Origin of the sequence: Aeromonas sobria (assembly GCF_000820145.1) — a bacterium.
In the GTDB taxonomy this organism is placed as follows: Bacteria; Pseudomonadota; Gammaproteobacteria; order Enterobacterales; family Aeromonadaceae; genus Aeromonas; species Aeromonas sobria.
This window is the reverse complement of the sequence record NZ_CDBW01000016.1, coordinates 118901-144348: the sequence shown is the minus strand read 5'-3', so window position 1 is coordinate 144348 and position 25448 is coordinate 118901. Positions and strand designations below refer to the sequence as shown.

Sequence of the window (25448 nt, the reverse complement as noted above, 5' to 3'; positions counted from 1 at the left end):
CTTTTTATTCATTCGACCCGTATGGCGTATTAGTCGCGACTGGCCTCATAGGTAGCCAGTTCGTGACGGTAGCGGGCGATGGTCTCATCGCTCAACGGGCTACGATGCATATCCGTCAGCATGGCATCAAGATCACTGGCCAGCTGGTCAGCCGCCTGCAGCATATCTTCGAACGCAAAGGCGGTATTGCTACGCAGCGGCAGTTGCATGAACAGCGACACGCCCGGGGTAGTAAATTGCTCCATCCGATACGGATTGAAGGTACCCGGCTTGACCATATTGATCATCGAGAAAAGCACTTCACCCTTGCCATTGGGATCTTCGTGACGGTGGAAAATATCCATCTCGCCGAATTTGAAGCCCAACGCCATCAAAGAGGCCAACAGGGTTGCCCCTTGCAGATCATGACCCGGACGGCCCATCAGGTTGATGACATAGACATCCTGCCAAATCTTCTCAACCGGTTGCGGCGCCATGCGCGGCTCTTCAACTACCGGAGCGGGAGCGACATAGACCGGCTCTTCATATACCGGCTCAGGCGCCACATAACGGGGCTGCGGCTGATATTGTGGCTCGGGGGCACGGAGCGGTTCTGCACGCACAGTTTCGCTGCGAACACTCTCGCTACGGACAGTCTCGGTTCTGGCTGTCTCGGTACGGGCTGTCTCGCTACGAACCCCAAAGGTCGGAGCGGTAGCATAAGCAGGCTCGACCAGCGGTTCGTCATCCAGCGACTGGATCATCGGTTCGCGCTGGGGACGAGTGCGGTGTACCGGGGTGCGGCGGATCACCTGAGCGGGCTTGCGCACCGGGGCTGCAGGCACCTCGTCAGCAAGCTCTGGCAGAGGCTCGTCAAATTCGTCCTCTTCTTCCTGATACACAGGGGGCGGTGGAACCGGACGGGCAGCAGGCTTGCGAAGCACTGGCGGCGGCAGATCCTCTTCCTCGTCTTCATCATCAAACGCAGGAACAGTGGCACGACGAGCGAGTTCCGGCTGGCGGCTCTCTTCGCTGTGCAATTTGGGTTCGGCACGACGGCCAGCAGCGACCACGCGCACCTGGCCGATGCCATCGCTGTCGAAGCTGTCGTTATCACGATCCCGCGATTTCGAGTCCATTCGTCCGGCCGGTTTCTCTTTGATCGGCGCCTGACGATTCTTTTTGTTGCTCCACAACCCGTGAATGAGCAATGCCGCAATAGCAATACCGCCCAGGGCAACCAAGATGTAACGCAATTCCTGCATTAGCTGCTTCTCTTTCTAGTTTTGCTCAGCCAAAGCGACGGCGGCACCAATATCGACCGACACAATGCGAGAAACCCCGGGCTCTTGCATCGTGACGCCAACCAGCTGCTCAGCCATCTCCATGGAGACCTTATTATGACTGATGTAAACGAACTGTACTGTGCTCGACATCTCTTTGACAAGAGAACAGAAGCGACCGACGTTCACTTCATCGAGCGGTGCATCCACCTCATCCAGCAAACAAAATGGTGCTGGGTTGAGTCTGAAGATGGCAAAAACCAGCGCAAGCGCGGTTAACGCCTTCTCCCCCCCGGAAAGCAGGGCAATGGTAGCATTCTTCTTACCCGGAGGTCTCGCCATGATGCTCACTCCGGCCTCCAAAAGATCATCGGAGGTCAACTCAAGCCAGGCGCTCCCCCCACCGAACACTTTCGGAAACAGGGATTTTAAATCTTCGTTGACCTTATCGAAAGTATCCCGGAACCGTATTTGTGTCTCTTTATCAATTCTTTTAATGGCTTGGCTCAGGGTTTCCAGCGCTTGTTCGAGATCCTGACACTGGTTTTCCAGGTAAGTCGCCCGGGTTTTCGCCTCTTCATACTCCGCCAGCGCCGCCAAATTGATGGAGCCAAGTAACTCCACTTGCACCTCCAGGGTCTGGATTTCCTGCCGCAATTTGCCCCGATCGGCGGCAATCAGTACCGCCTGATCGAGATCCACCAACCTGACCCCCAGCTCTTCAAACTGTTCGTGCAGCCCTTGCCGACGGGTGAGGTTGCGCTCTCGCTCCAAACGCAGGGTCGCCAGCTTCTCCTGCAGGGTCACCAGCTGCTTGTGATCGGCACTTCTGGCCTGCTCCAGCTCATTCAGTTGGCGCTCCAGCTCGGTCAAGCGTTGCTGGCAAGCCAGTTGCAGCGCTTCCAGACTGCGTTGGTCTGCCAGCAGTGGGCCCAGATCAGGCCCTGCATCACTTGCAGGCCCCTTGAGCCCGGCCAGATCCAGCCCAAGCCTTGCCAGCTCCTCTTGGCCCAAAGTGAGCAACTGGCGCAAGTTAACCAGCTCCAGCTGCAAACGCTGGCTGGCAGCCTGTTGCTGTTCACGGCGCAAACGCGCCTCCTCCACCGCCCGCTCGCAGCGGGTCACCCGCTCCTGAGCGGCCTGCAACCCTTGGGTCAGAGGTTCCCCTTGCTCCTGCAACTCGGCAAGACGCGCTTCATCGAGCTCCAGTTGCTCACGAGCGCTGGCCAGCCGCTCTGCCTCCTCAGCCTGCTCCTGATCGAGCCGGATCAGCTCTTCGCCAAGCTGGCCCAGCCGCTGCAACCGCTCCTGCCGCTGGCCTTGTTGCAGGCTCCAGGCTTCCCGCAGTTGTTGCCATTTTTGCTCCTGCTCGCGCAGAGTTCGCTGCGACAACTCTTGGGCGCTGGCGTGTTGCGCGCGCCGGGCATCGGCTGCGACAAGTTGCTCAGCCAGTTGCGCCAGCCCCGCGGCAACGCTCTCCTGCTCGGTATGCAACCGCTCACGCTCCCCCAGCAGCGCCATGGTGCCGAGCGCCGCGCCCTGCCCCAGATCTGCCCAGTTAGGACCGAACCAGTCGCCCGCACTGGTCAGCAGTGACTCAGCGGCGGCAAGGGTATGCTGGCGGGCCAATGCGGCCTCGCGGCTTTCGACCAGCCAGATAGCATTGAGGAAGGCGGGAATGTGCTCGCCGCCCAGTTGCGCCGCCAGAGTGCCGGCAACCGCCGGTTGCGCCGGGCCAATCCAGAGACCTTCTTGAGCCAGATTGCACTCATCCGCAGGAGTGGCGGTCAGCCATCGGCCAAGCACCTTGTCGAGCGCCGGTGCCCACTCGGGGGCAACCTGCAGCCGATCGGCCAGGCTCGCCCCCTCCATCTGCTCGCCGAGGATCTGGTCCAGCGTCCCCTGCCGCGCCTGCAGCTCCCGTTGCAGGCCTAGCTGCTGGCCATGATGCTGCTTGAGTTGTTCATGGGCGTCGACGGCCAAGGCCAACTGCTCGGTCAGCTCGTCGGTGGCGGCCCGCGTCAGCTCCAGCTCGCCACTCAAGGCATCGAGGGCAGGTTGCAGCTCGTTAGCCTCTGCGCCAAGGGGGCCGGAGCGCTCATCTTCCAGTTTGAGACGGGCCAGCCGGGTCTTGGCTTGCAGCTCCTGCAGACCCCCCAACCGGGCACGAGTCTGGTTGAGTTGGCCCTGTAACAGGGTCACCTGCTGCTGCCACTGCTGCTGGCATTGACGGGCCTGCTCCAGTCCCTCGCTGGCCTGCTGGCGGGTCTCCTGCTGTTCGGTGAGCAACTGTTCACACTGCTCCAGCCGGGCATCTTCCTGCTCGCCGCGCAATACCCCTTCGGTCAACTGCTCCTGCTGGCTGGCAAGCTGCTCCTTGCGGGTGGCGATCCGCTCGCCCAGCGCCTGTGCGCGGGCCTGCCAGTCACGCCCCAGTTCGCTCTGGTGCAGTTGCTGTTGTTCCAGCCGGGCGATGGCTTGCCCACCGAGAAATATCTGTTGCTGACGGCTCGCCTGCTCGGCTTGCGCCTCTTGTCTGGCGACCGACAGGGTGACGTGGCGCCCCTCGTCGGCGGTGCGCTTGGCATCCAATGCGGCCAACGCCTGCTCGGCCTGCGCCAGCTCGGCTTTCGCCTCGCCCAGACGGGTCTCCAGCGCCCACAACTCGGAGCCGATAAGCTCGGCGCGAGCGGCGCGTGAACGGCTCTTGAGCTGCTTATAGCGCTCGGCCGTTTCGGCCTGGGATTTAAGGTGATCGAGACGAGCACCCAGCTCGCCGCGAATATCGCCGAGCCGCTCCAGATTCTCGCGAGTGTGGCGAATCCGCTGCTCGGTTTCGCGGCGTCGCTCCTTGTAGCGAGAGACGCCAGCCGCCTCCTCCATAAAGAGCTTGAGGTCGGCAGGGCGCGACTCCACCAGCCGACTCACGGTGCCCTGCTCGATGATGGCGTAGCTACGGGGGCCAAGACCGGTGCCGAGGAAGAGGTCGGTCACATCCTTGCGGCGGCACTTCTGGCCGTTGATTTGGTAATAGTTGGAGCCATCGCGCAGCACTTCGCGGCGCACCGAAATTTCGGTAAAACGGCCAAATTCACCGGGGACCCGATTATGGGGATTGTCGAACACCAGTTCGACCGAGGCGCGACCATGGGGGCTGCGATTGATGGAGCCATTGAAGATGACATCAGTCATGTTCTCGCCACGCAGATGGCGGGCAGAGCTCTCTCCCAGCACCCAGCGCACCGCATCGATCACGTTGGATTTGCCACAGCCGTTAGGGCCCACCACGGCAGTCATGTCTGCCGATAATTCAATGCGGGTCGGCTCGACGAACGACTTGAAGCCGGCGAGTTTGATCAGTTTCAGACGCATGGCGACCTGTATCAGTGGCGAAATAAAAGGAAGGCGGGCAGGCGACTTTACCAAATCAAAGGGATGTTTGTAATATGCAGGCTGTTCTCCCATGCATAGATGGAGCTCACATGAGCCAATCCCCCCATATGGTCAAAGAGTCAATCAGTGGTGCAGACTACTTCCTGCGCGGTTTTTCCCTGATCCGCCAACCGGGCATCCGCACCTTCGTGTTGATCCCGCTGTTAGTCAACTTCGTGCTGTTTGCCGGGGCCTTCTATGCCCTCCTGTTGCAACTTGACGGTCTGTTCGCCTGGATCCATCAGCAGATCCCGGCCTGGCTAGACTGGCTCGATTACCTGCTGTGGCCCATCGCGCTCATCACCATACTGGTGGTCTTCTCCTTTATTTTCAGTTCGGTTACCAACTGGATCGCCGCCCCGTTCAACGGCCTGCTGGCGGAAAAAGTGGAGCAGATCCTCACCGGCCAGCCCGCCAATGACAGCGGCATGCTGGATATCGTCAAGGATGTGCCGCGCACCTTCGGCCGTGAATGGACCAAACTGAAGTATTACCTGCCCAAGGCCATCGGCTGCCTGATCCTGTTTTTCATCCCGGTGGTCGGCCAGACCCTGGCGCCGGTGCTCTGGTTCCTGTTCAGTGCCTGGATGATGGCGATCCAGTATGTGGATTATCCGTTCGACAACCACAAGATCGACTTCATCACCATGCGCGATGCCTTGAAGCAACGCCGTGGCAAGAGCCTGAGCTTCGGCGCCCTGGTCACCCTCTTCTCCGCCATTCCGGTGGTAAACCTGTTTGTGATGCCCGTCGCCATCTGTGGCGCCACCGCCATGTGGGTCGATCACTACCGGCAGGAGCAGTTGGGGCGCTAACCCTTGAACGTTGATTAGAAAAAGGCATCCGAAACGGTGCCTTTTTACTATTTAGCATGAATTAAATTCATGTATAGGTTGGATCACTTGTCCCATATAACACGAGTAGGTAGGATACGGGCCTTTCTCGTACCCTGGAATATCTCATGTTACATGCTCTCTTCTTGATCGGCCTGGTAGCCGAAGGGATGACAGGCGCGCTGGCCGCGGGCCGGCGACGGATGGATCTGTTTGGTGTGGTGATCATCGCCTCGGCGACGGCCATCGGGGGCGGTACCATTCGCGATGTGCTGCTGGGCCACTATCCGCTGCTCTGGATTGAACACCCGGAATATGTGCTGCTGGTTGCTGCCGCGGCGATGGCGGGAGTGGTCTCGGCCCCCTTGATGCGCTATCTCGGCAAGCTGTTTCTGGCGCTCGATGCGCTGGGGCTGGTGGTATTCTCTATCTTTGGCGCTGCCCGTGCGCTGGAGATGGGCCACGGAGCCGGTATTGCCTGTATCATGGCGGTGGTGACCGGGGTATTTGGCGGGGTGCTCAGGGATCTGCTCTGCCAGCGGATTCCGCTGGTGTTTCGCCGTGAGCTCTATGCGGCCATTTCACTGATCACTGCTGCTCTCTACTGTCTGGCGCTGGATCAGGGCTTGCCGACCAACTGGGCGGCTTTCGGCTCCATCGGCATCGGCTTTGTGCTACGACTGCTGGCGGTACGCTTCAAGTGGGGACTGCCCACCTTCAACTACCAGTACGCGACCCACTGAGTACGCTGGCTCCTGGCGAGGCGGTATGGATTGCGAGCAACAAAAAAGCGCCCGAATGGCGCTTTTTTCATGAGCATATTAATGGCTATGCCCCCATGACCTGTTGCACTCAGCCCTTGCAACCGCCCAGCTAATCGGGACATAGCCAATAAACAGGGGGCGCCATCCGCGCCCCCCTTTCATAAACGTTGCAGATTATTATTTTGGGGGGGGATTGTCCCAAATCCCCGCTTCCAACTGGGAGCGGATCTCCGGGTATTTGTTGGCATCGAAGGTCGGTACCTTACCCAGTCTGAGCTGATCGTTGTAATCCTTGGCCAGCTTGATCGCCACACCAGAGAGCAGCAAGATCGCCACCAGGTTGACGATGGCCATCAGCCCCATAGAGACATCGGCCATGGCCCACACAATCGGCAACTCACCCACGGCACCGAACATCACCATCCCCAGCACGAACACCCGGAACAGCATCAGGCCGCCCTTGTGGTTGTGCTCAAGGAACACCAGATTGGTCTCGGCATAGGAGTAGTTCGCCACGATAGAGGTGAAGGCGAAGAAGAAGATCGCTGCCGCAATGAAGATATTGCCGCCGTTGCCAATCTGGGAAGAGAGTGCCCGCTGGGTCAGCTCCACCCCTGTCACACCGGAACCCGGCTCAAACTGACCGGACATCAGGATGATGGCGGCGGTACAGCTACAGATGACGATGGTGTCCATAAAGACCCCCAGCATCTGTACATACCCTTGAGAAGCCGGGTGCGGCGGATAGGGCGTCGCGGTCGCGGCGGCGTTGGGGGCAGAACCCATCCCCGCCTCGTTGGAGAAGAGACCGCGCTTGATGCCGTTGATCATCGCCTGGGAGATGGCATAACCCATGGCGCCTGAACCCGCCTGCTCAATCCCGAAAGCGGACTTGATGATCAACATGAAGACATGGGGCAGCTCGGTGATATTCATCGCCACGATCACCAGCGCCAGCAGGATATATGCCAGCGCCATCACCGGCACCACCAGCTCGGCAAAACGGGCAATGCCACGAATGCCGCCGAAGATGATGAGGCCGGAGAGCACCACCAGTGCCAGACCGCTGACCCAGTCAGGAATACCGAACGCCACCTTCATCGCCAGACTGATGGAGTTGGCCTGCACCGCATTGAATACCAGACCGAACGCGAGGATCAGACAGAGCGAGAACAGCACCCCCATCCAGCGCATACCAAGGCCCTTCTCCATGTAATAAGCCGGGCCGCCACGGTAGTTGCCATCCTCATCCTTAACCTTGTAAAGCTGGGCCAGAGTGCTTTCGACGAAGGCGGTCGCCATGCCGATAAAGGCAATCAGCCACATCCAGAAGATGGCACCGGGGCCACCCAGATAGATGGCAACAGCCACACCGGCCAGGTTACCAGTGCCCACGCGGGCGGCAAGACTGGTGCAGAGCGCTTGAAAAGAGGAGATGCCAGCATTGTCAGATTTACGGCTGTTTTTCAGCACGGAAAACATGTGGCCAAAGTGACGGATCTGGATAAAACCCAGTCTGAAAGTGAAAAAGATCCCGACCCCGATCAGCAGGTAGATGAGCACTGCTCCCCACATCAGGTCGTTTAGCATCGCAATCAAGGTGTCCATAATTCTCTCGTTGTTATTCACATCCATGGCCAGTCTGCGCTGACCGTTTTCTGTCTGTTGTTTAATTAGCGTTTCGCTAAAGGGGCGGAATCTAGCACAGCGGGAGAGCCCGGAATAGTGATCCCGATCACTCGGGACACAAAAAACGAACGGTAAACGCTCATAAAGCGCCATTTAAATCGCAAACTTTCAACAAATCCAATAATTTAATCAGGCACGCCAGGATAGAGCCTCATAAGAAAACCATTTTTATCTCGCTCTGATGAATTATTCGCAAAGGCAAACGCTTGCCTGAAATGGCTTTCAAACGGGGATATTTTGCCAAACGTTTTCCTAGTAATAAAATTACAAGTAGGTGATGAGGTAATTTATGTGATCGGCGACACAAATATGAATATTGGCTAAAAAAGTTGATCTGCAAGCAAACCGGAAACGCCCTGCAGAAAAACACAAAAAACCTTATTAATCATATAGTTTCTAGCACTAAAACGGGATAGCCCGACCGCTTGGATATTTAACAGCCAAGCGCCCCTATTGCAGGATGCACCACATAAGTATTAATTAGGCAGGCAATGACGATGGGTCACCCCCATCGCGCTTTTCTGAGCCTGAGGCATCAAGATCCTGTAATTTTATTTCAGAACCACCGTCTCAAGCCCGCAACCCAGGGATGACTCCCTCATTAAGAGATGATATTCGCTATGGCCGATAAATTAACCCAGCTGAAAGCCCTGACCACTGTTGTTGCCGACACCGGTGATATCGAAGCCATCAAACGCTATCAGCCCATCGATGCCACCACCAACCCCTCTCTGGTTCTGAAGGCCTCCGAGATCCCCGAGTACGCTCCGCTGATCGAAGACGCCATCAAGTGGGCCAAAGCCCAGAGCCAGGACAAGGCACAGCAAATCATCGACGCGGGCGACAAGCTGGCCGTCAACATCGGTCTGGAAGTGCTGAAGATCGTTCCGGGCCGTATCTCTACTGAAGTCGATGCCCGCCTTTCCTTCGATACCGCTGCCAGCATCGCCAAAGCACGCAAGCTGATCCGTCTCTACAACGAAGCGGGTATCAGCAACGACCGCATTCTGATCAAGCTGGCCTCTACCTGGGAAGGCATCCGCGCCGCAGAGGTACTGGAGAAAGAGGGTATCCAGTGCAACCTGACCCTGCTGTTCTCCTTCGCCCAGGCCCGTGCCTGTGCCGAAGCCGGTGCCTTCCTGATCTCCCCGTTCGTGGGTCGCATCCTCGACTGGTACAAGGCCAAGCACAACCGTGACTACACCCAAAGCGAAGATCCGGGCGTAGTGTCCGTTTCCGCCATCTATGACTACTACAAGCAGCACGACTACCCGACAGTGGTGATGGGTGCCAGCTTCCGCAACACCGGCGAGATCCTGGAACTGGCTGGTTGCGACCGCCTGACCATTGGCCCGGCCCTGCTGGAAGAGCTGAGCAAGACCGAAGGCGCCGTGGTTCGCAAACTGGACTACACCGGTGAGCGCAAAGCCAAACCGACTCCGATGACCGAAGCCGACTTCCGCTGGGAACTGAACCAGGACGCCATGGCCCACGAGAAACTGGGTGAAGGCATCCGCATGTTTGCCATCGACCAGGGCAAGCTGGAAACCATGCTGGCAAGCCGCCTGTAATCGGTTCATTTTTCTGGTAAAACCGGGTGCCTGGTAAGGCACCCGGTTTTTTTTATCGACTTTTCCAACCTTGTCATAACCCTGTAAAGAAAACGTTTTACTTTCAACTTCGTTATGTTATACGGGTGATGAAAACGATAAAAACCAAGGAGGGAGCCATGGAAATGTTCAACTTCGATTATGACGAGGTAGTTGAGCTCGGTTCACGTAGCCGCGGGACAACGGGAAAGAAACGTAAATGGCGTGAAATCGAAGCGCTCAAAGACAAACAGCGCTTGCAGAAGGAGCTGCAATCTATTGATATCGCGTATGAAGGTCTGACAGACGAGTTTCAACTGTAACAGCACCTGACTCAGACAAAAGCGCCCCAATCAACGGGGCGCTTTTTTATGTCTGCTGGGTAACATCCAATCCCTCTCACACAGGCCTGCTGCAGCTGTCATGAAACACTGACAAAACGGGCTAAAAGCCACCCGCAGCATTGAACAGGATGGGCGGCTGCCAGTAATAAAAAACCCCCGTTGATAACGGGGGTTCCTGTGCTTGATGTGCTAACGGCAGAGCTTAACAGTAACCGTAGCCCAGCAGGCGCTGGTAGCGCTGCTCCAGCAGTTGCTCGGTATCGAGCGGACGCAGGGCATCCAGATCCTGCTTGATGCGCGCCTTGAGATTCTTGGCCATCTTTGCCACATCGCGGTGAGCACCACCCAGAGGCTCATCGATCACATGGTCGATCAGCTTGAGCTCTTTCAGACGCGGGGCAGTAATGCCCATGGCTTCAGCCGCCACCGACGCCTTGTCGGCGCTCTTCCACAAAATGGAGGCGCACCCTTCCGGCGAGATGACGGAGTAGGTGGAGTACTGCAGCATATTGACGCGATCACCCACGCCGATAGCCAGCGCGCCACCCGATCCACCTTCACCGATCACGGTGCAGACCACCGGCACAGTCAGGCCAGCCATCACTTTCAGGTTGCGGGCAATCGCTTCGGACTGGCCACGCTCTTCTGCACCCACACCCGGGTAGGCACCCGGGGTGTCGATAAAGGTGATGATCGGCATCTTGAAGCGCTCGGCCATCTCCATCAGACGCAGGGCCTTGCGATACCCTTCCGGACGCGGCATACCAAAGTTACGCTTGATCTTCTCTTTGGTCTCACGACCTTTCTGCTGACCAATCACCATCACCGGCTCGCCATCGAGACGGGCGATGCCGCCAACGATAGCCTTGTCGTCGGCATAGGCGCGATCACCAGCCAACTCATCGAAGTCAGTGAAGATGTGCTCGATATAATCGAGGGTGTAAGGACGCTGAGGATGACGCGCCATCTGGGATACCTGCCAGGCCCCCAGATCGCTGAAGATCTTCTTGGTCAGCTCTTCGTTTTTCTTCTCCAGCCGGCGAATGTCGTCGTTGAGATCGACAGCACTGTTGTGCTCACTCACATGACGGAGTTCATCAATCTGCGCCTGCAGCTCGGCAATCGGCTGTTCAAAATCCAGAAAAAGACTCATAGGGCCTATAGATCCTCTAATCAAAAACCAATTCCACCCGCTCTCGTCCAAGCAGGACGCGCAAGTCATCTATCAGTTGATCGGTGGGCGTCACCCGCCACTCGGTACCGAGCGTCAATCGCACCCGGGAACCAGGGCGACGATAGTTTACCTGAACCGGACAGACTCCGGCACGGGCGGGCTCCAAAATCTCGCACAAACGCGGGAAAAAGCGATCATCAATTCGCTGTTCATCGAGGGAGATGCGAATTGCTCTGGCAAAACGCTCCCTCGCATCGTTGATATCCAGTAATTCACGGGCCGACATTTTAAGGCCACCGGAGAAGTCATCAAAGCTGACCTGTCCAGAAACCACCAAAATACGGTCTTTTTGCATCAATTCTTCATATTTTTCCAGCGCTTCACTGAACAGGGTCACATCGAGACGACCGGAACGGTCGTCCAGGGTGAAGATCCCCATCTTGTTACCGCGCTTGGTCACCATGCTGCGCGCCGCAATCACCAGCCCCGCCGCCGTGGTCACGGTATCGCGGGAGGTAGGATGCAGATCACACAGGCGACCGGAGGTATAACGCCGCAACTCGCTGCTGTACTGGTTGATGGGGTGGCCGGTGAGATAGAGCCCGAGGGTCTCGCGCTCCCCTTCCAGCCACACCTTGTCAGGCCAGTGCGGCACGTTGGCAAACGCCTTCTTGACGTCGTCAATCTCTTCGGTGAGCACGCCGAACATATCGACCTGACCGACCGCTTGCGCCTTGGCGTGTTGCTCGGCAGCGCGCATCGCCTCCTCCAGCGTCGCCATCAGGGCGGCACGGTGGGGGCCGAGCCGATCCATGGCGCCAGAGTAGACCAGCTTTTCCATCACCCGTTTGTTGATCTTCTTGATGTCGACCCTATTACAAAAGTCGAACAGATCGCGAAACGGACCATCCTGATCCCGTGCACTGAGAATGGCATCGATAGGGCCTTCACCGACCCCTTTCACCGCACCGATACCGTAGACGATGTGACCATCTTCGTTGACGCTAAAGCGGTAGCGACCCGTGTTCACATCTGGCGGTATCACGGTCAGCCCCATTCGCTGGCACTCGTCTACCAGGGTCACTATCTTGTCGGTGTTGTCCATGTCGGCGGTCATCACCGCCGCCATAAACTCGGCCGGGAAGTGGGTCTTGAGCCACAAGGTCTGGTAAGAGACCAGCGCATAGGCGGCGGAGTGGGATTTGTTAAAGCCGTAGCCGGCAAACTTCTCCACCAGATCGAAGATCTTGACCGCCAGCTCGCCATCAACCCCGTGTTTAATGGCCCCTTCCTCGAAACCGGCGCGCTGCTTGGCCATCTCGGCCGGATTTTTCTTACCCATAGCCCGGCGCAACATGTCGGCGCCCCCCAGGGTATAACCCGCCAGAGTCTGGGCAATCTGCATCACCTGCTCTTGATAGACGATGATGCCATAGGTGGGCTCGAGTATCGGCTTGAGGCTCTCGTGCTGCCATTTTTCATCGGGATAAGAGATAGCTTCCTGGCCGCGCTTGCGATCAATGAAGTTATCCACCATGCCTGACTGCAGCGGGCCCGGTCGAAACAGCGCCACCAGAGCGATCATGTCTTCAAAACAGTCTGGCTGCAGCCGCTTGATCAGATCCTTCATGCCACGGGATTCGAGCTGGAATACCGCTGTGGTCTCGAACCGCTGCAACAGGGCGAACGACTTTTTGTCATCGATGGGAATGGCGGCGATATCCACCGGCGGCTTGCCCTCTTTGGCAAGGCGCGGGTTGATCATCCCCAAAGCCCAGTCGATGATGGTCAGGGTACGCAAGCCCAAGAAGTCGAACTTCACCAGTCCGGCGTACTCCACATCGTTCTTGTCAAACTGGGTAACCGGGTGATTGCCCGAATCATCGCAATAGAGCGGCGCAAAATCGGTGATCTTGGTGGGCGCAATCACCACGCCACCGGCGTGCTTACCGGCGTTACGTACCACCCCTTCGAGGCGCCGTGCCATGTCGATGAGGTCTTTGACCTCCTCATCCTGCTCGTAGAGCTCGGGCAGCTTGGGTTCTGCCTCAAACGCCTTGGCCAGGGTCATGCCCGGATCCGGCGGAATGAGCTTGGAGATCCGATCGACAAAACCGTAGGGATGGCCCAGCACCCGGCCCACGTCCCGCACCACCGCTTTGGCCGCCATGCTGCCGAAAGTGATGATTTGCGACACTGCATCCCGGCCATACATCTCGGAGACGTGCTCGATCACTTCGTCGCGTCGATCCATACAAAAATCGACGTCGAAGTCGGGCATGGATACCCGCTCGGGGTTCAAGAAACGTTCGAACAGCAGGTCAAATTCCAGCGGGTCGAGGTCGGTGATCTTGAGGGCATACGCCACCAGAGAGCCCGCCCCCGAGCCCCGGCCAGGGCCAACGGGAATGCCGTTGTCCTTGGACCACTGGATAAACTCCATCACGATGAGGAAGTAACCCGGGAAGCCCATCTGGTTGATCACTTTCAGCTCGATATCGAGGCGCTCGTCGTACTCGCCACGCTTGGCAGCCCGTACAGCGGGATCAGGGAACAAAAATTCGAGACGCGCCTCAAGCCCCTCTTGCGACTTGGCCACCAGAAAATCTTCGGTGGTCATGTCGCCGGTCGGGAAGTTGGGCAGGAAGTATTCGCCCAGACGCACCGTTACGTTACAACGCTTGGCGATCTCGACCGTGTTCTCCAGCGCCTCGGGGATGTCGGCGAACAGCTCGCACATCTCCTCCTGACTACGCAGGTACTGCTGGGGGCTGTAACGGCGCGGGCGACGCTTGTCCATCAGGGTGTAGCCATCGTGGATGGCAACCCGGATCTCGTGGGCATCGAAGTCCTCGGCGTTGAGGAACACCACCTCGTTGGTGGCCACCACCGGCAAGGCGAACTCGGTGGCAAGGGCCACCGCCATGTGCAGATAGGCCTCTTCGTCGGGGCGACCGGTACGCAACAGTTCAAGATAGTAAGCATCGGGGAAATGGGCTTGATAGAAAGCTAGCGACGACTCGGCCATCTGCCGGTTGCCCTTGAGCATGAACTTGCCTACATCTCCCTCACGGCCACCGGAGAGGACGATCACCCCCTTCGCGTGATCTGCCAGCCAGGCTTTGTCGATGACAGGACGTCCCTGCACATGACCACGCTGATAACCATGGGAAATAAGCAAGGTGATGTTCTGGTAACCGTCATTGTCCATGGCAAGCAGGGTCAGACGAAACAGCTCATCTCCCAGCTCATCGCTCTGCACCAGAAACTCGGCACCGACGATGGGTTTGATCCCCTTGCCGTGGGCCGAGCCATAGAAGCGCACCAGACCACACATGTTCATCTGGTCGGTCAGTGCCAGTGCCGGCATTTTGTTGGCCGCAGCAGCCCCGACGATGGGGCCTATCTTCTGCAGCCCATCGACCATAGAGAAGTCGGAGTGGACCCGCAGGTGGATAAAACGGGGTTCAGCCATCGTCATACCTTCTCGTTGCTCAAGCTAAATTGCATGGTCTACTCGATCCCCAGTGCGCGGCGCACCGGTTTAAAACTTTTACGATATTGCGGCAAAGGGCCTAGCTTGGCCAGAATGGCGAGATGCTCAGGGGTAGGGTAGCCCTTGTGGCGGGCGAAACCGTACTCGGGATGACGGCTGTCCAGCTCGGTCATCTCGCCATCGCGGGTCACCTTGGCCAGAATGGAGGCGGCGCTGATGGCGGCCACCAAGCTATCCCCCTTGACCACGGCGCGCGCTTCCATCGGCAAGTCAGGGCAGCGGTTGCCATCGATAAAGACCAGCTCGGGCGTCACCTTCAGTCCAACCACGGCGCGCTGCATCGCCAGCATGGTGGCATGCAGGATGTTGAGCTGGTCGATCTCCTCCGGGCTGGCACGACCGATGGCCCAGGCCAGCGCCTTCTCCTTGATCTCGTCAAACAGGGCAAGACGTTTCTTCTCGGAAAGCTTCTTGGAGTCAGCCAGCCCGATGATCGGATTGGCCGGATCAAGAATGACCGCAGCAGTCACCACGTCACCCACCAGCGGGCCGCGGCCCACTTCGTCCACACCGGCAACCAGCTTGTCGTCAGGAATATCGATCATCATCTTGCCACCTTGAATCAAAACAGGCCCCGCAGGGCCTGGCATAACGTCGACGATGTGCCGCTGCGACGCGCAGCACAATCGGCCGTCTGGAGAGGGTTATCTACCGAGCAAGTCGGCTACCGCGTCGGCGGCCTGCAGATCCGCATTGCAGCGAATACGCTGGTGCAACTCGGTGAAGGTATTGACCAGTTGGCTATTGTCATGCTCAAACAACTTGCTCACTTCAACCACCAGGTTTTCAGGGGTGCACTCGTGCTGCAGCAACTCGGGCACCAGCATGCGACCCGCCAGCAGGTTGGGCAGCGAGACAAACTCGGTCTTTACCAAGCGCTGGGCCAGCCAGTAGCTGAAGGGCTTGAGCTTGTAACCCACCACCATCGGCTTTTTCACCAACATGGCTTCGAGCGCGGCAGTGCCGGAGGCCAGCATCACCACATCGGCGGCGATCATCGCCTCACGCCCCTGCCCCTCTAACAACACCATGTCGAGATCCGGCGCCAGCTCGGCCTTGATGGCCATAAACTGCTCACGTCGTTGCTGGTTGACCAGTGGCACCAAAAAACCGAGATCAGGATAACGTACCGTCAGGTGCTTGCACGCTTCAAGAAACAGGGGGGACATAAAGCCCACCTCGGCGCTGCGACTGCCCGGCAGCACCGCCAGCCAACGGCGATTGGCATCGATACCCAGATGGCGGCGAACCGCGGCCTGATCCGGCACCAGCGCAATGTCATCCGCCATGGTGTGACCGACAAAGCGACAAGGGGCATCGAAACGGTCGTAGAAGGCTTTCTCGAACGGCAGGAAGGCGAGCACCATGTCGGTGGCAGCCTTGATCTTGTGAATACGGTTCTGACGCCAAGCCCAGACCGAGGGGCTGACATAGTGAACCGTTTTGATACCGGCGCGGCGCAGTTTCAACTCCACCCCGATATTGAAATCCGGTGCATCCACGCCGATGAAGATATCGGGCGGATTGGCAATAAAATGCCGCAGCAGTTCACGGCGAACCTTGAGGATGCGTGGCAGACGGCCAAGTACCTCGGTGATCCCCATGACGGAGAGCTCTTCCATCTCGAACAGCGCTTTGACGCCGAGAGCCTGCATTCGCGGCCCGGCAATGCCTTCGAACTGCGCATCCGGATAGCGCGTTTGCAGCTCGCGCACCAGACCGGCGGCCAGAATATCGCCGGAGACTTCTCCGGCGACGATACCGATGCGAACGGGATCAGGCACGGATAATCCCGCGCTCGTTATCTTTGAGGAAATCGACGTACAGCTGAACCGCCGGTTCACTGGCCGCCATCTCGATCAACACCGGCAGCACCTCTTCGATGGTCTTGCCAGAGCGGAAGATCTCTTTGTAGGCGCGCTTGACGGCGGAGATCGCCTCTGGCGAGTAACCACGGCGACGCAACCCTTCGGAGTTGACGCCAAACGGCTTGGCATAGTTGCCCGCCGCCATCACATAAGGCGGTACGTCTTTGTTCAGGGCGGCGCAGCCACCGACAAAAGCGTGGGAGCCAACACGGCCGAACTGGTGGATGGCAGAAAGCCCACCAAAGATCACGAAGTCACCGATCACCACATGGCCCGCCAGAGTGGCGTTGTTGGCGAAGATGCAGTTATCACCGATGATGCAGTCATGGGCAACGTGAACGTTGACCATAAACAGGTTGCCACTGCCCACCTTGGTCAGGCACTGATCCTGAATGGTGCCACGGTGGAAAGTGCAGTTCTCGCGAATAACGTTGTTGTCGCCAATCTCGAGAAAGGTGCGCTCGCCAGCGTACTTCTTGTCCTGGCAATCCTCACCGATGGAGGTGTGCTGGAAGATCTTGTTACCACGACCAATCTTGGTCGGGCCCTTGATCACCACATGGGAAGCGACCCAAGTGTTATCGCCGATTTCAACCTCGGCGCCGATGACAGAAAAGGGGCCAATTTCAACCCCTTTACCAATCACGGCAGACTCATGGACGATAGCAGTATCGTGAATGATGGCAGTCTGGTCGATCACGTGTGTTAAACCTCGCGTTTTGCGCACATCAGTTCGGCGGTACAGACCACTTCACCATTGACGGTGGCAACACCGGTGAATTTGGCAATGCCGCGACGCTCTTTCAGAAACACCACATCCAGCACCAGCTGATCACCGGGGCCGACCGGACGCTTGAAGCGAGCGTTATCGATTGAGGCGAAGTAATAGAGTTCGTTGGGTGACGGTTTGCCCACCATGGTAAAGGCCAGGATACCGGTGGCCTGCGCCATCGCTTCCAGGATCAATACACCGGGGAATACCGGCTTGGCCGGGAAGTGCCCCTGGAAGATCGGCTCGTTGAACGAGACGTTCTTGATGGCACGCAAGGTTTTGCGCTCATCACTGATTTCGTAATCGTCAACCCTGTCCACCATCAAAAATGGATAACGGTGGGGCAGCAATTCCATAATTTCCTGGATCCCCAGGCTCTTCTTTTCAGTAGTCAAAACAGCACCCTATGCCAATCGTGATTATTCTTGAACCAGCTTCTTCTCAAGCTTGCTTAACCGCTTGTGCATCTCTTCGATACGCATCACCCGGGCGGCGGTCTTGCGCCACTCTTTATTGGGTTGCAGAGGAATACCTGAGGAGTAGACACCGGGCTCGGTGATGGGTCTCATTACCATGGACATACCGGTAATGGTGGCCTGATCGCAGATCTCCATATGCCCGTTAAAGACGGAAGCGCCACCAATGATACAGTATTTGCCGACCTTGAGACTACCAGCCATAGTGGTCGCACCCGCGATGGCGGTACCGTAACCGATTTCGACGTTGTGAGCGATCTGGCACTGGTTGTCGATGATAACGTTATCGGCGATGCGGGTATCTTCCAGCGCACCGCGGTCAATGGTGGTACAAGCTCCAATCTCGACCCGATTGCCGATGGTCACACCACCGATTTGGGGGATTTTGATCCACTCGCCACGTTCATTGGCATAGCCGAAACCATCGGCGCCGATCACTGTGCCGGATTGAACCAGACAGTCGGTGCCCATGGTGACATTGTGATAGAGGGTCACATTGGCCCATAGCCGGGAGCGCGCTCCCAGCCGGGTCTGTTGACCAACAAAACAACCCGGACCAATACGTACATCATCACCCAGCACCACGCCAGATTCGATCACTGCATTGGCCCCGATGGCCACTCTCTCGCCCAGCTGCACATCCGCCGCAATCACCGCGCTCGGATGGATATCCGTGGCCGGTTGCGGGGTGGTGTCCAGCAGTTGGGCTACCTTGGCAAAGCCCACATAAGGGTCTTTGAGCACCAGTGCATGGGTGGGACAAAATGGCAAATCCGCCTCTGTAATAAGCACGGCGCTCGCCTTGCTCTGCTCCAGATAATGCCGGTATTTTGTGTTGGAAAGGAAGGTAATCTCACCCTTCCCGGCCTTTTCCAGTGTCGCTACCTTGCGGATTTCCACGGTTCCATCGCCATGGATCTCGGCCCCCAGTTGCTGGGCCAGCTGTGCGAGAGTGAATGCCATCAATTAGTTGCTCTTGCTTACCTGAGAAATAACCTGACCAGAGATGTCCAGCTTGCTGGCGGCGAACGGGGCGGCATTGCGCTCCAGCACCAGATCGTAACCATTGCTCTTGGCGATGGAATCGATGGCAGCCTGTACCTTGGTCAGGATCTTGTTGCGCTCTTCAGACTGACGGCGACCGTTGTCCTGTTCAAACGCCTGACGCTTCTGGTTGAACTCCATCTGCAGCTTGGCCAGTTTCTCCTGATTCTGCTTCTTCTGCTCGGCGCTCATGAAGGCTTCATCTTTGCGGAACTTTTCAACCAGCTTCTGGCCATCCTGTTCCAGCTTTTGCAGCTCACGCATACGCGGCTCGAATTCGCCTTTCAGCTTGGCGGCTACCGCTTCACGCTGGGGCAGCTTTTGGAAAACTTCACCCATATCAACCACGGCGATCTTGGTCTCAGCGAAGGCAGAACCCATGCCGGCAGCCATCAGTGCAAAGCTCAAACCAGCTACTTTCAACGCTTTATTCACACTTACTCCTTGTTCCCTCATGGTGAGGGCTACCTGATTTACCTGATTATGCAAGCGGCGTTAAGACCGTCTTGTTACCTGCTGAGGCACGCATAGCGCGCGTCCCATCATTACATGCCCCCACCCCATGGCTGGGGGCGATACGCGATTTAGAAGGTACGACCGATGTTGAAGGAGAAGACTTCAGTGCGATCCCCCTCGTATTTCTTGATAGGTTTGGCCAGGGCGAATACCAGCGGGCCCATCGGCGACAGCCACTGCAAGGAGACACCGGCAGAGACCCGAATATTGCCCGGGTTAGAGTAGTCCTGACTCAAATAGTTGCAATCAGCACCGGAGGCGCAAGGATAAGCTCCGTTGGCAAAGTCGGTACTCCAGACGGTGCCGGCATCCATAAAGACGGTAGAACGGATCTGCGGGCGGTAGGTCTCGGAGACAAACGGGGTCGGGAACACCAGCTCCAGTGATGCGACGGCCAGGGCGTTACCACCCACCGAGGTATCCGAACCTTCGTAACTGCCGGTTTCACACGGTTGACTACCGGTACAACCTGGCGTTCCCGGTTTGTTGTAAGTCTTGTAGATCGCCTTGGGACCAATGGTATTGCTCTTGAAGCCACGCACCGTATCGAAACCACCGGCATAGTAGTTCTCGAAGAACGGCAGCATGGAGTCATCGCCATAGCCGTTACCGTAAGAGACCCGTCCCTTGCCGATCATCACCCAGTTGTGGTCCACATCGAGGGGGAAGTAGTGGGCATTTTCGGCAGAGAGCTTGTAGTACTGCAGCTCCATCCCGGGCACAGTCACCTTGGCATTGAGCCGTTGACGATCACCGGCGGTGGGGAACATCCCTTTGTTCAGGGTGGAGCGAGTCCAGCCAGCGGTCACATCGACGGTGACGAAGTCGAGGTTGGAGCCATCCTGTGAATAGACATTCCAGAACTGATCCATCTGCACCGACTGACGGTTGTCGTTCCACTGATCCCAGCAGTAGGTATTACCGTCTGACTCAGGGTTATCCTTCAAGCAATCCTGATAGTTCTGGGCGTTGAACGATGGACGGCTCAGCTTGGTGCTCTCGATACCGGTACTGAAGTCCAGCCGGTTGAATTCATTGACCGGGAAGCCGCTGGAGAGACGGAAACCGATGGTCTCGTTCTCATAAGAGACGATATCGGCATCATCGGCACGGAACTGGTTGTAGTAAACCCGGCCACCTAGGCTGACACCATCCACGGTGAAATAGGGATCGTTGTAGCTCAGGTCAACGTTCTTGGAGTAGTCGTTGGTGCTGGCGTTGATAGAGACCTTTTTGCCGGTCCCCATAAAGTTGTCCTGAGAGATCCCCGCCTGCAGGCTCAGACCTGACTCTGTACCGTAACCGATACCGGCGTTGATGGAACCGGCCGGCTGCTCCTTGACCTTGAAGTCCAGATCGACCAGATCGTCGTTACCCGGTACCCGCTTGGTATCGACTTCCACACTCTCGAAATAGCCAAGACGGTTGAGACGGCTCTTGGACTGCTCGATGTTGTCGGAGGAGAGCCAGGTGCCTTCCATCTGGCGCATCTCACGGCGCAGCACCTGATCTTCAGTGGTGGCGTTGCCGTTGAAGTTGATATTGCGCACGTAGACACGGGGGCCCGGTTCCACGTTGACAATCAGCTCCACTTCTTTGGTCTGGTCGTTAACTTGCGGGAAGGTAACCACTTTCGGATAGGCATAGCCATAACGGCCGAGGAACTTGGAGAGCACCTCTTCGGTGTGAGTCACTTGACTGGCGGAGTAGGTGCTGCCAGCAGTGATTGGGATCAACCCTTTCATCTCGCTGCCGCGATCGATGAGATCACCCTTGATTTGCACGCCAGAGACCTTGTACTGCTCCCCTTCCTTGATGTTGAGGGTCACGTAGACCCCCTTCTTGTCCGGGGTCATGGAGACCTGGGTGGACTCCTGGCTAAAGCGGATATAGCCACGGTCCATGTAGTAGGAACGCAGGGTCTCGATATCACCGGCCAGTTTCTGCTTCTGATAGCGCTGATCGGCGGTGAAGTTCCACCAGGGCACTTCATCGCGCAGGGAGAGTTGGGCAATCAGCCGCTCTTCGGCAAACGCGCTGTTACCCACGATGTTGATCTGTTCGATCTTGGCCGCTTCCCCTTCCACGAAGGTGAACTTGAGGTCGACCCGGTTGCGCGGCAACGGGGTGACGATGGCCTTGACCTTGGCGGAGTATTTGCCCACGCCGTAGTAGAAATCTTCCAACCCCTTCTCGAGGGAGGTAAGCACGGTGCGATCCAGCGGATCACCCACACGGATACCGGAGGACTCCAGACTCTGGGTCAGTTGCTCCTCTTTGATATCCTTGTTGCCGGCAAACTCGATGCTGGAGATGGTTGGACGCTCCTTGACCATCACCTGCAATACCTGGCCATCCCGATAAACCTTCACATCCTCGAAGTTACCAGAGGAGTAGAGTTTTTTGATGGCGCTGGCCAGGGCCATGGAGTCGACCGTGTCGCCGACCCGGATCGGCAGATTCAACAGTGCGGCACCCAGAGTCACCCGTTGCAAACCGTCGACCTGGATATCTTGCACCACAAAAGAGGCAGGGGCCGCCTGGGCCAGGAAACTGGCACCCAGCAGGCAACTCAACACCAATGCTTTTTTAACAGCCATTTTGTTCTTATGTGTCCTTGTTGATGCTCTGGCCTCAGAGGCGAGCGAAATCGTTAAACAGCGCAATGCCCATCAATAACATCAGAATGGCGGCGCCAATCCTGAAACCCACTTCCTGTATTTTGTCTGATACCGGCTTACCGGTGACCGCTTCGATCAGGAAATAGACCAGATGACCACCATCGAGTACCGGTAAGGGGAACAAGTTGATGATCCCCAGATTGACGCTGATCAGCGCCAGAAAACTCAAGAAATAGACCAGACCATAATCGGCACTGCTACCAGCGCCTTTGGCAATGGAGATGGGGCCACTGAGGTTATCCAGCGACACTATGCCAGCAACCAGCTTGCCAATCATGTCAAAGGTGAGGGTGATCAGACTCCAGGTCTTGTCAGCCCCCTGCCACAGCGCCTCTAACGGCCCATACTGTAACAGAATTCGATATTCATCCGGTAATGGAACCAGCTGCGGCGAGAGACCGACAAAACCGACCATTTGACCCTGTACCTTCTTGGTATCCGGGGTCACGGTCACGGCCAGATCACTGTTATTGCGCTCGACCACCACTTGCAACGGTTCACCCGGTGCCTGTTGCACCCGTTCGACAAACTGGGCCCAAGCAGTGATCGGCTCATCACCAACCTGCTTGATGCGATCGCCAACCTGCAACCCCGCTTTTTCACTGGCACTGTTGGCCACCACGGCGGCGACCACCGGCAGCACTTTGCCACTGAGGGGGACTATCCCCAAACTGCCAATGGGAGACTCTTTATCCGGATCGAAGGTCCAGCGTGCCAGTGACAACACTTTGTCAGTGGTATAGCTGGTATCGGGTGACTGCACCTTGAGGGTGACAGCATCGTCCCCAAGATGGCTGATAAGGGCGTAGGTGACGCTCTCCCAGTCACCGGTCTGTTCATCGCCGACCCCGACAATTTCCATCCCGGGCGACACGCCAGCCTCTGCCACGATGGAGGCAGGGCGAACCTCGCCAATCACCGGCTTGACACTCGGCACCCCGATGAGAAACATCATCCACAAGGCAAACAGGGCGAACAAAAAGTTGGCAAACGGGCCCGCAGCGACAATCGCCATCCGCGCCCAGACACTCTTGTGATTGAAGGCGTACTGCTCGTCACCGGGCTTGAGCTCATCGACCCGGCCATCGAGCATCTTGACGTAACCGCCAAGGGGGATCAGCGCCAGCACATACTCGGTGCCATCTTTGCCCATCCGGCGCCAGATTGCCTTGCCAAAGCCGATGGAGAAGCGCTCAACCCGAACACCGCAACGGCGGGCAACCCAGAAATGGCCAAACTCATGAACCGCAACCAATAAGCCAAGGGCGATAACAAAAGCACCAATATTCCACAAAACTCCGCCCATCAGCCAAGCTCCTCAATCAGGTTGTGAGCACGGGCTCTGGCCGCACCATCCAGGGCAAACAGATCATCGAGCGAACTGACGGCACTGCTTTCCAGCGCCAGCATGACGGTTTCGTTGATCCGGGCTATCTCCATAAAACCGATACGCCCGGCCAGGAAGGCGGCAACAGCCTCTTCGTTGGCGGCATTGAGCGCAGTAGTCGCCGCTTGCCCCTTCTGGCAGGCATTGATGGCCAACGCCAGACAGGGGTAGCGATCGTAATCAGGCCGGATAAAGCTGAACTCTCCGACACTGAAGAAATCCAAAGGTTCCACACTGGAGGGGATGCGATTGGGGTAAGCGAGTGCATGGGCAATGGGGGTACACATGTCCGGGTTGCCAAGCTGGGCCAGCACAGAGCCATCCTTGTACTGCACCATAGAGTGGATCACCGATTGTGGGTGGATCACTACCTGGATCTGCTCGGGGGCGGCATTGAATAGCCAGCGCGCCTCGATATATTCGAGCCCCTTGTTGATCATGGTGGCGGAATCCACCGAAATCTTGGCCCCCATCGACCAGTTGGGGTGCGCGATGGCCTGCGCCGGCGTCACCTTGGCCAGTTCGCCTATCTCGGTATAACGGAACGGGCCACCGGAACCGGTCAGCAGGATCTTGCTGATCCCTGCCGCCGCCAGATCGCAAAAACCGGGTTCACGCTGCACAGCCGTCGGCAGGCACTGAAAAATTGCATTGTGCTCGCTGTCGATGGGTAGCAGTTCAGCGCCGTACTCACGCACAGCGTTCATAAAGAAAGCACCGGACATCACCAGCGCCTCTTTATTGGCGAGCAGGATCCGCTTGCCAGCCCGCACCGCCGCCATGGTCGGTGCCAGCCCTGCGGCACCGACGATGGCCGCCATCACGCTGTGGGCATCGGGGTGAGCCGCCACATCGCACAACGCGGCAGCGCCTGACATCACCCGGGTGGCACTGCCGTGGGTCTTGAGGCGACTGGCCAGTTCACGGGCAGCCTCTTCATCGACCATCACCGCAAAACGGGGAGCAAATTCGAGGCAATCCCGCAGCATGGCATCCACGCTGCGGGCAGCGGCCAACGCCAGCACTTGCCAACTGCCCGGATTATGGCGCAGCACCTTGAGGGTACTCTGACCGATGGAGCCGGAAGCTCCCAGAATCACCAGGTTGCGCATCAACACTCCTGCGTCAATAACAGTTCAATAGCGCTCTGTGCACGCGACACCATCAGCAAGCTGAACATCAAAACTCCTGACCAAGTAGCAGATAACTGAGCAGAAATACCGGCAGGGCAGCAGTCAGGCTGTCGATCCGGTCGAGAATACCGCCGTGACCAGGCAGCAAGGTGCCAGAATCTTTAATGCCCGCTTCCCGCTTGAACATACTTTCCGTCAGATCGCCGAGCACAGACGCCAACACTGCCAGCAGGGAGCAAAACAGAATAATCCCCATCTTGGCAGGCACAAACCCCATCCACCAGGTGACACCGATGGCCAGCAGGCTGGCGGTGAAGAGGCCACCACACATGCCTTCAATGGTTTTACCCGGGCTGACGGCCGGTGCCAGCTTGTGTTTGCCAAACGCCTTGCCGAAAAAATACGCGCCAGAATCTGCCGCCCAGACCAATCCCATCACGAACAACAGGATCCAGGCCCCCATCATGGGGTCATGGTAAAAGTTGTAACCACGAATGGCGACCAGCGACCAGAAGAAAGGCACCAGGGTCACCAGACCAAACAGCGACTTGAGCCAAATCGACTCTTTCCACAGTTTGGCGCTCTGGGGATAGCGCAGCACCAACAGCAGACCCAGCAACCACCAGCTGGCCGCAGTCCAGAGCACTCCCATTACGATGGGGTGCAGGTGAGGAGCCCAGAGTTGCTCAACCGGTAACCAAAAAAGGCTGGCACCGAGTAACAGGCAAAATACGATGGGTAACCATTGCTGCGGGGTAGCAAAGACAAACCCGCTCCATTCACGACTGGCCAACAAGAACACCAGCGCTGCCAACAGGGCAAAAAATTTCAATGGCAGAAAGAAAAGCGCCCCCAACACCAGGGGGATCAACATCAAAGCAGTAATAATTCGTTGTTTTAGCAAAAGAAACCTCTCTCTTGGGAGCGG

General features: G+C 57.4%; 19 protein-coding genes. 4 read left to right on the top strand and 15 right to left on the bottom strand.

Going from position 1 to position 25448, the window contains the following annotated elements:
* Positions 1–29: 29 nt before the first annotated feature.
* Both zipA and BN1135_RS07545 read right to left on the bottom strand, forming a co-directional pair.
* Positions 30–1244, bottom strand: coding sequence for a cell division protein ZipA (gene zipA, locus BN1135_RS07550; protein ID WP_042020096.1), 1215 nt, complete (start codon positions 1242–1244; stop codon positions 30–32).
* A 15-nt stretch (positions 1245–1259) separates the two neighbouring features.
* A complete protein-coding gene (locus BN1135_RS07545) occupies positions 1260–4634 on the bottom strand; it encodes an AAA family ATPase (protein WP_042020095.1) in 3375 nt (1124 codons plus the stop codon).
* Between the two features lie 110 nt (positions 4635–4744).
* Here BN1135_RS07545 and cysZ point away from each other — a divergent pair, with 110 nt between their 5' ends.
* Together cysZ and BN1135_RS07535 are read left to right on the top strand one after the other, a co-directional pair.
* Positions 4745–5509, top strand: coding sequence for a sulfate transporter CysZ (cysZ, locus tag BN1135_RS07540; protein WP_042020093.1), 765 nt, complete (start codon positions 4745–4747; stop codon positions 5507–5509).
* A 146-nt stretch (positions 5510–5655) separates the two neighbouring features.
* Entirely contained in the window at positions 5656–6270 is a 615-nt protein-coding gene (locus BN1135_RS07535) for a trimeric intracellular cation channel family protein (RefSeq protein WP_042020091.1), read from the top strand.
* A 198-nt stretch (positions 6271–6468) separates the two neighbouring features.
* Here the strand turns inward: BN1135_RS07535 and BN1135_RS07530 are convergent, their stop codons facing one another.
* Complete coding sequence (locus BN1135_RS07530; RefSeq protein ID WP_042020089.1) at positions 6469–7899, bottom strand: alanine/glycine:cation symporter family protein; 1431 nt, start codon at positions 7897–7899, stop codon at positions 6469–6471.
* A gap of 701 nt (positions 7900–8600) precedes the next feature.
* Here BN1135_RS07530 and tal point away from each other — a divergent pair.
* Together tal and BN1135_RS07520 are read left to right on the top strand one after the other, a co-directional pair.
* Positions 8601–9551 carry a transaldolase gene (gene tal, locus BN1135_RS07525; RefSeq protein ID WP_042020088.1) on the top strand — a complete coding sequence of 317 codons (951 nt, stop codon included), beginning with the start codon at positions 8601–8603 and terminating at the stop codon, positions 9549–9551.
* A 158-nt stretch (positions 9552–9709) separates the two neighbouring features.
* Positions 9710–9892: a DUF3545 family protein gene (locus tag BN1135_RS07520; RefSeq protein WP_042020087.1), complete on the top strand. Its 183-nt coding sequence runs from the start codon at positions 9710–9712 to the stop codon at positions 9890–9892.
* A gap of 223 nt (positions 9893–10115) precedes the next feature.
* On the opposite strand, the gene accA is transcribed toward BN1135_RS07520, so the two are convergent.
* From accA to BN1135_RS07460, 12 genes are all read right to left on the bottom strand, one after another.
* Complete coding sequence (gene accA / locus BN1135_RS07515) at positions 10116–11066, bottom strand: acetyl-CoA carboxylase carboxyl transferase subunit alpha (protein ID WP_042020086.1); 951 nt, start codon at positions 11064–11066, stop codon at positions 10116–10118.
* A 16-nt stretch (positions 11067–11082) separates the two neighbouring features.
* Positions 11083–14562: a DNA polymerase III subunit alpha gene (dnaE, locus tag BN1135_RS07510; RefSeq protein WP_042020085.1), complete on the bottom strand. Its 3480-nt coding sequence runs from the start codon at positions 14560–14562 to the stop codon at positions 11083–11085.
* Between the two features lie 38 nt (positions 14563–14600).
* Positions 14601–15191, bottom strand: a complete 591-nt coding sequence (gene rnhB / locus BN1135_RS07505) for a ribonuclease HII (RefSeq protein ID WP_139245045.1) — start codon at positions 15189–15191, stop codon at positions 14601–14603.
* Between the two features lie 96 nt (positions 15192–15287).
* Positions 15288–16427: a lipid-A-disaccharide synthase gene (gene lpxB, locus BN1135_RS07500; RefSeq protein ID WP_042020083.1), complete on the bottom strand. Its 1140-nt coding sequence runs from the start codon at positions 16425–16427 to the stop codon at positions 15288–15290.
* Positions 16420–17211: an acyl-ACP--UDP-N-acetylglucosamine O-acyltransferase gene (gene lpxA, locus BN1135_RS07495; protein ID WP_082186752.1), complete on the bottom strand. Its 792-nt coding sequence runs from the start codon at positions 17209–17211 to the stop codon at positions 16420–16422. Before lpxA ends, lpxB begins: the two co-directional genes overlap by 8 nt.
* 5 nt (positions 17212–17216) lie before the next feature.
* A complete protein-coding gene (gene fabZ, locus BN1135_RS07490) occupies positions 17217–17678 on the bottom strand; it encodes a 3-hydroxyacyl-ACP dehydratase FabZ (RefSeq protein ID WP_042020081.1) in 462 nt (153 codons plus the stop codon).
* 24 nt (positions 17679–17702) lie between these two features.
* On the bottom strand, positions 17703–18722 hold the full coding sequence (gene lpxD, locus BN1135_RS07485) for a UDP-3-O-(3-hydroxymyristoyl)glucosamine N-acyltransferase (protein WP_042020364.1): 1020 nt from the start codon (positions 18720–18722) through the stop codon (positions 17703–17705).
* A 3-nt stretch (positions 18723–18725) separates the two neighbouring features.
* Positions 18726–19238: an OmpH/Skp family outer membrane protein gene (locus BN1135_RS07480; protein ID WP_042020080.1), complete on the bottom strand. Its 513-nt coding sequence runs from the start codon at positions 19236–19238 to the stop codon at positions 18726–18728.
* A 149-nt stretch (positions 19239–19387) separates the two neighbouring features.
* Positions 19388–21919, bottom strand: a complete 2532-nt coding sequence (gene bamA, locus BN1135_RS07475; protein WP_042020078.1) for an outer membrane protein assembly factor BamA — start codon at positions 21917–21919, stop codon at positions 19388–19390.
* A gap of 34 nt (positions 21920–21953) precedes the next feature.
* Positions 21954–23306 (bottom strand): sigma E protease regulator RseP, encoded by a 1353-nt coding sequence (rseP, locus tag BN1135_RS07470; protein WP_042020077.1) that lies wholly within the window; start codon positions 23304–23306, stop codon positions 21954–21956.
* Positions 23306–24499, bottom strand: a complete 1194-nt coding sequence (gene ispC / locus BN1135_RS07465; protein WP_042020076.1) for a 1-deoxy-D-xylulose-5-phosphate reductoisomerase — start codon at positions 24497–24499, stop codon at positions 23306–23308. Before ispC ends, rseP begins: the two co-directional genes overlap by 1 nt.
* Before the next feature lie 67 nt (positions 24500–24566).
* Entirely contained in the window at positions 24567–25424 is an 858-nt protein-coding gene (locus BN1135_RS07460) for a phosphatidate cytidylyltransferase (protein WP_042020075.1), read from the bottom strand.
* Positions 25425–25448: the final 24 nt, after the last annotated feature.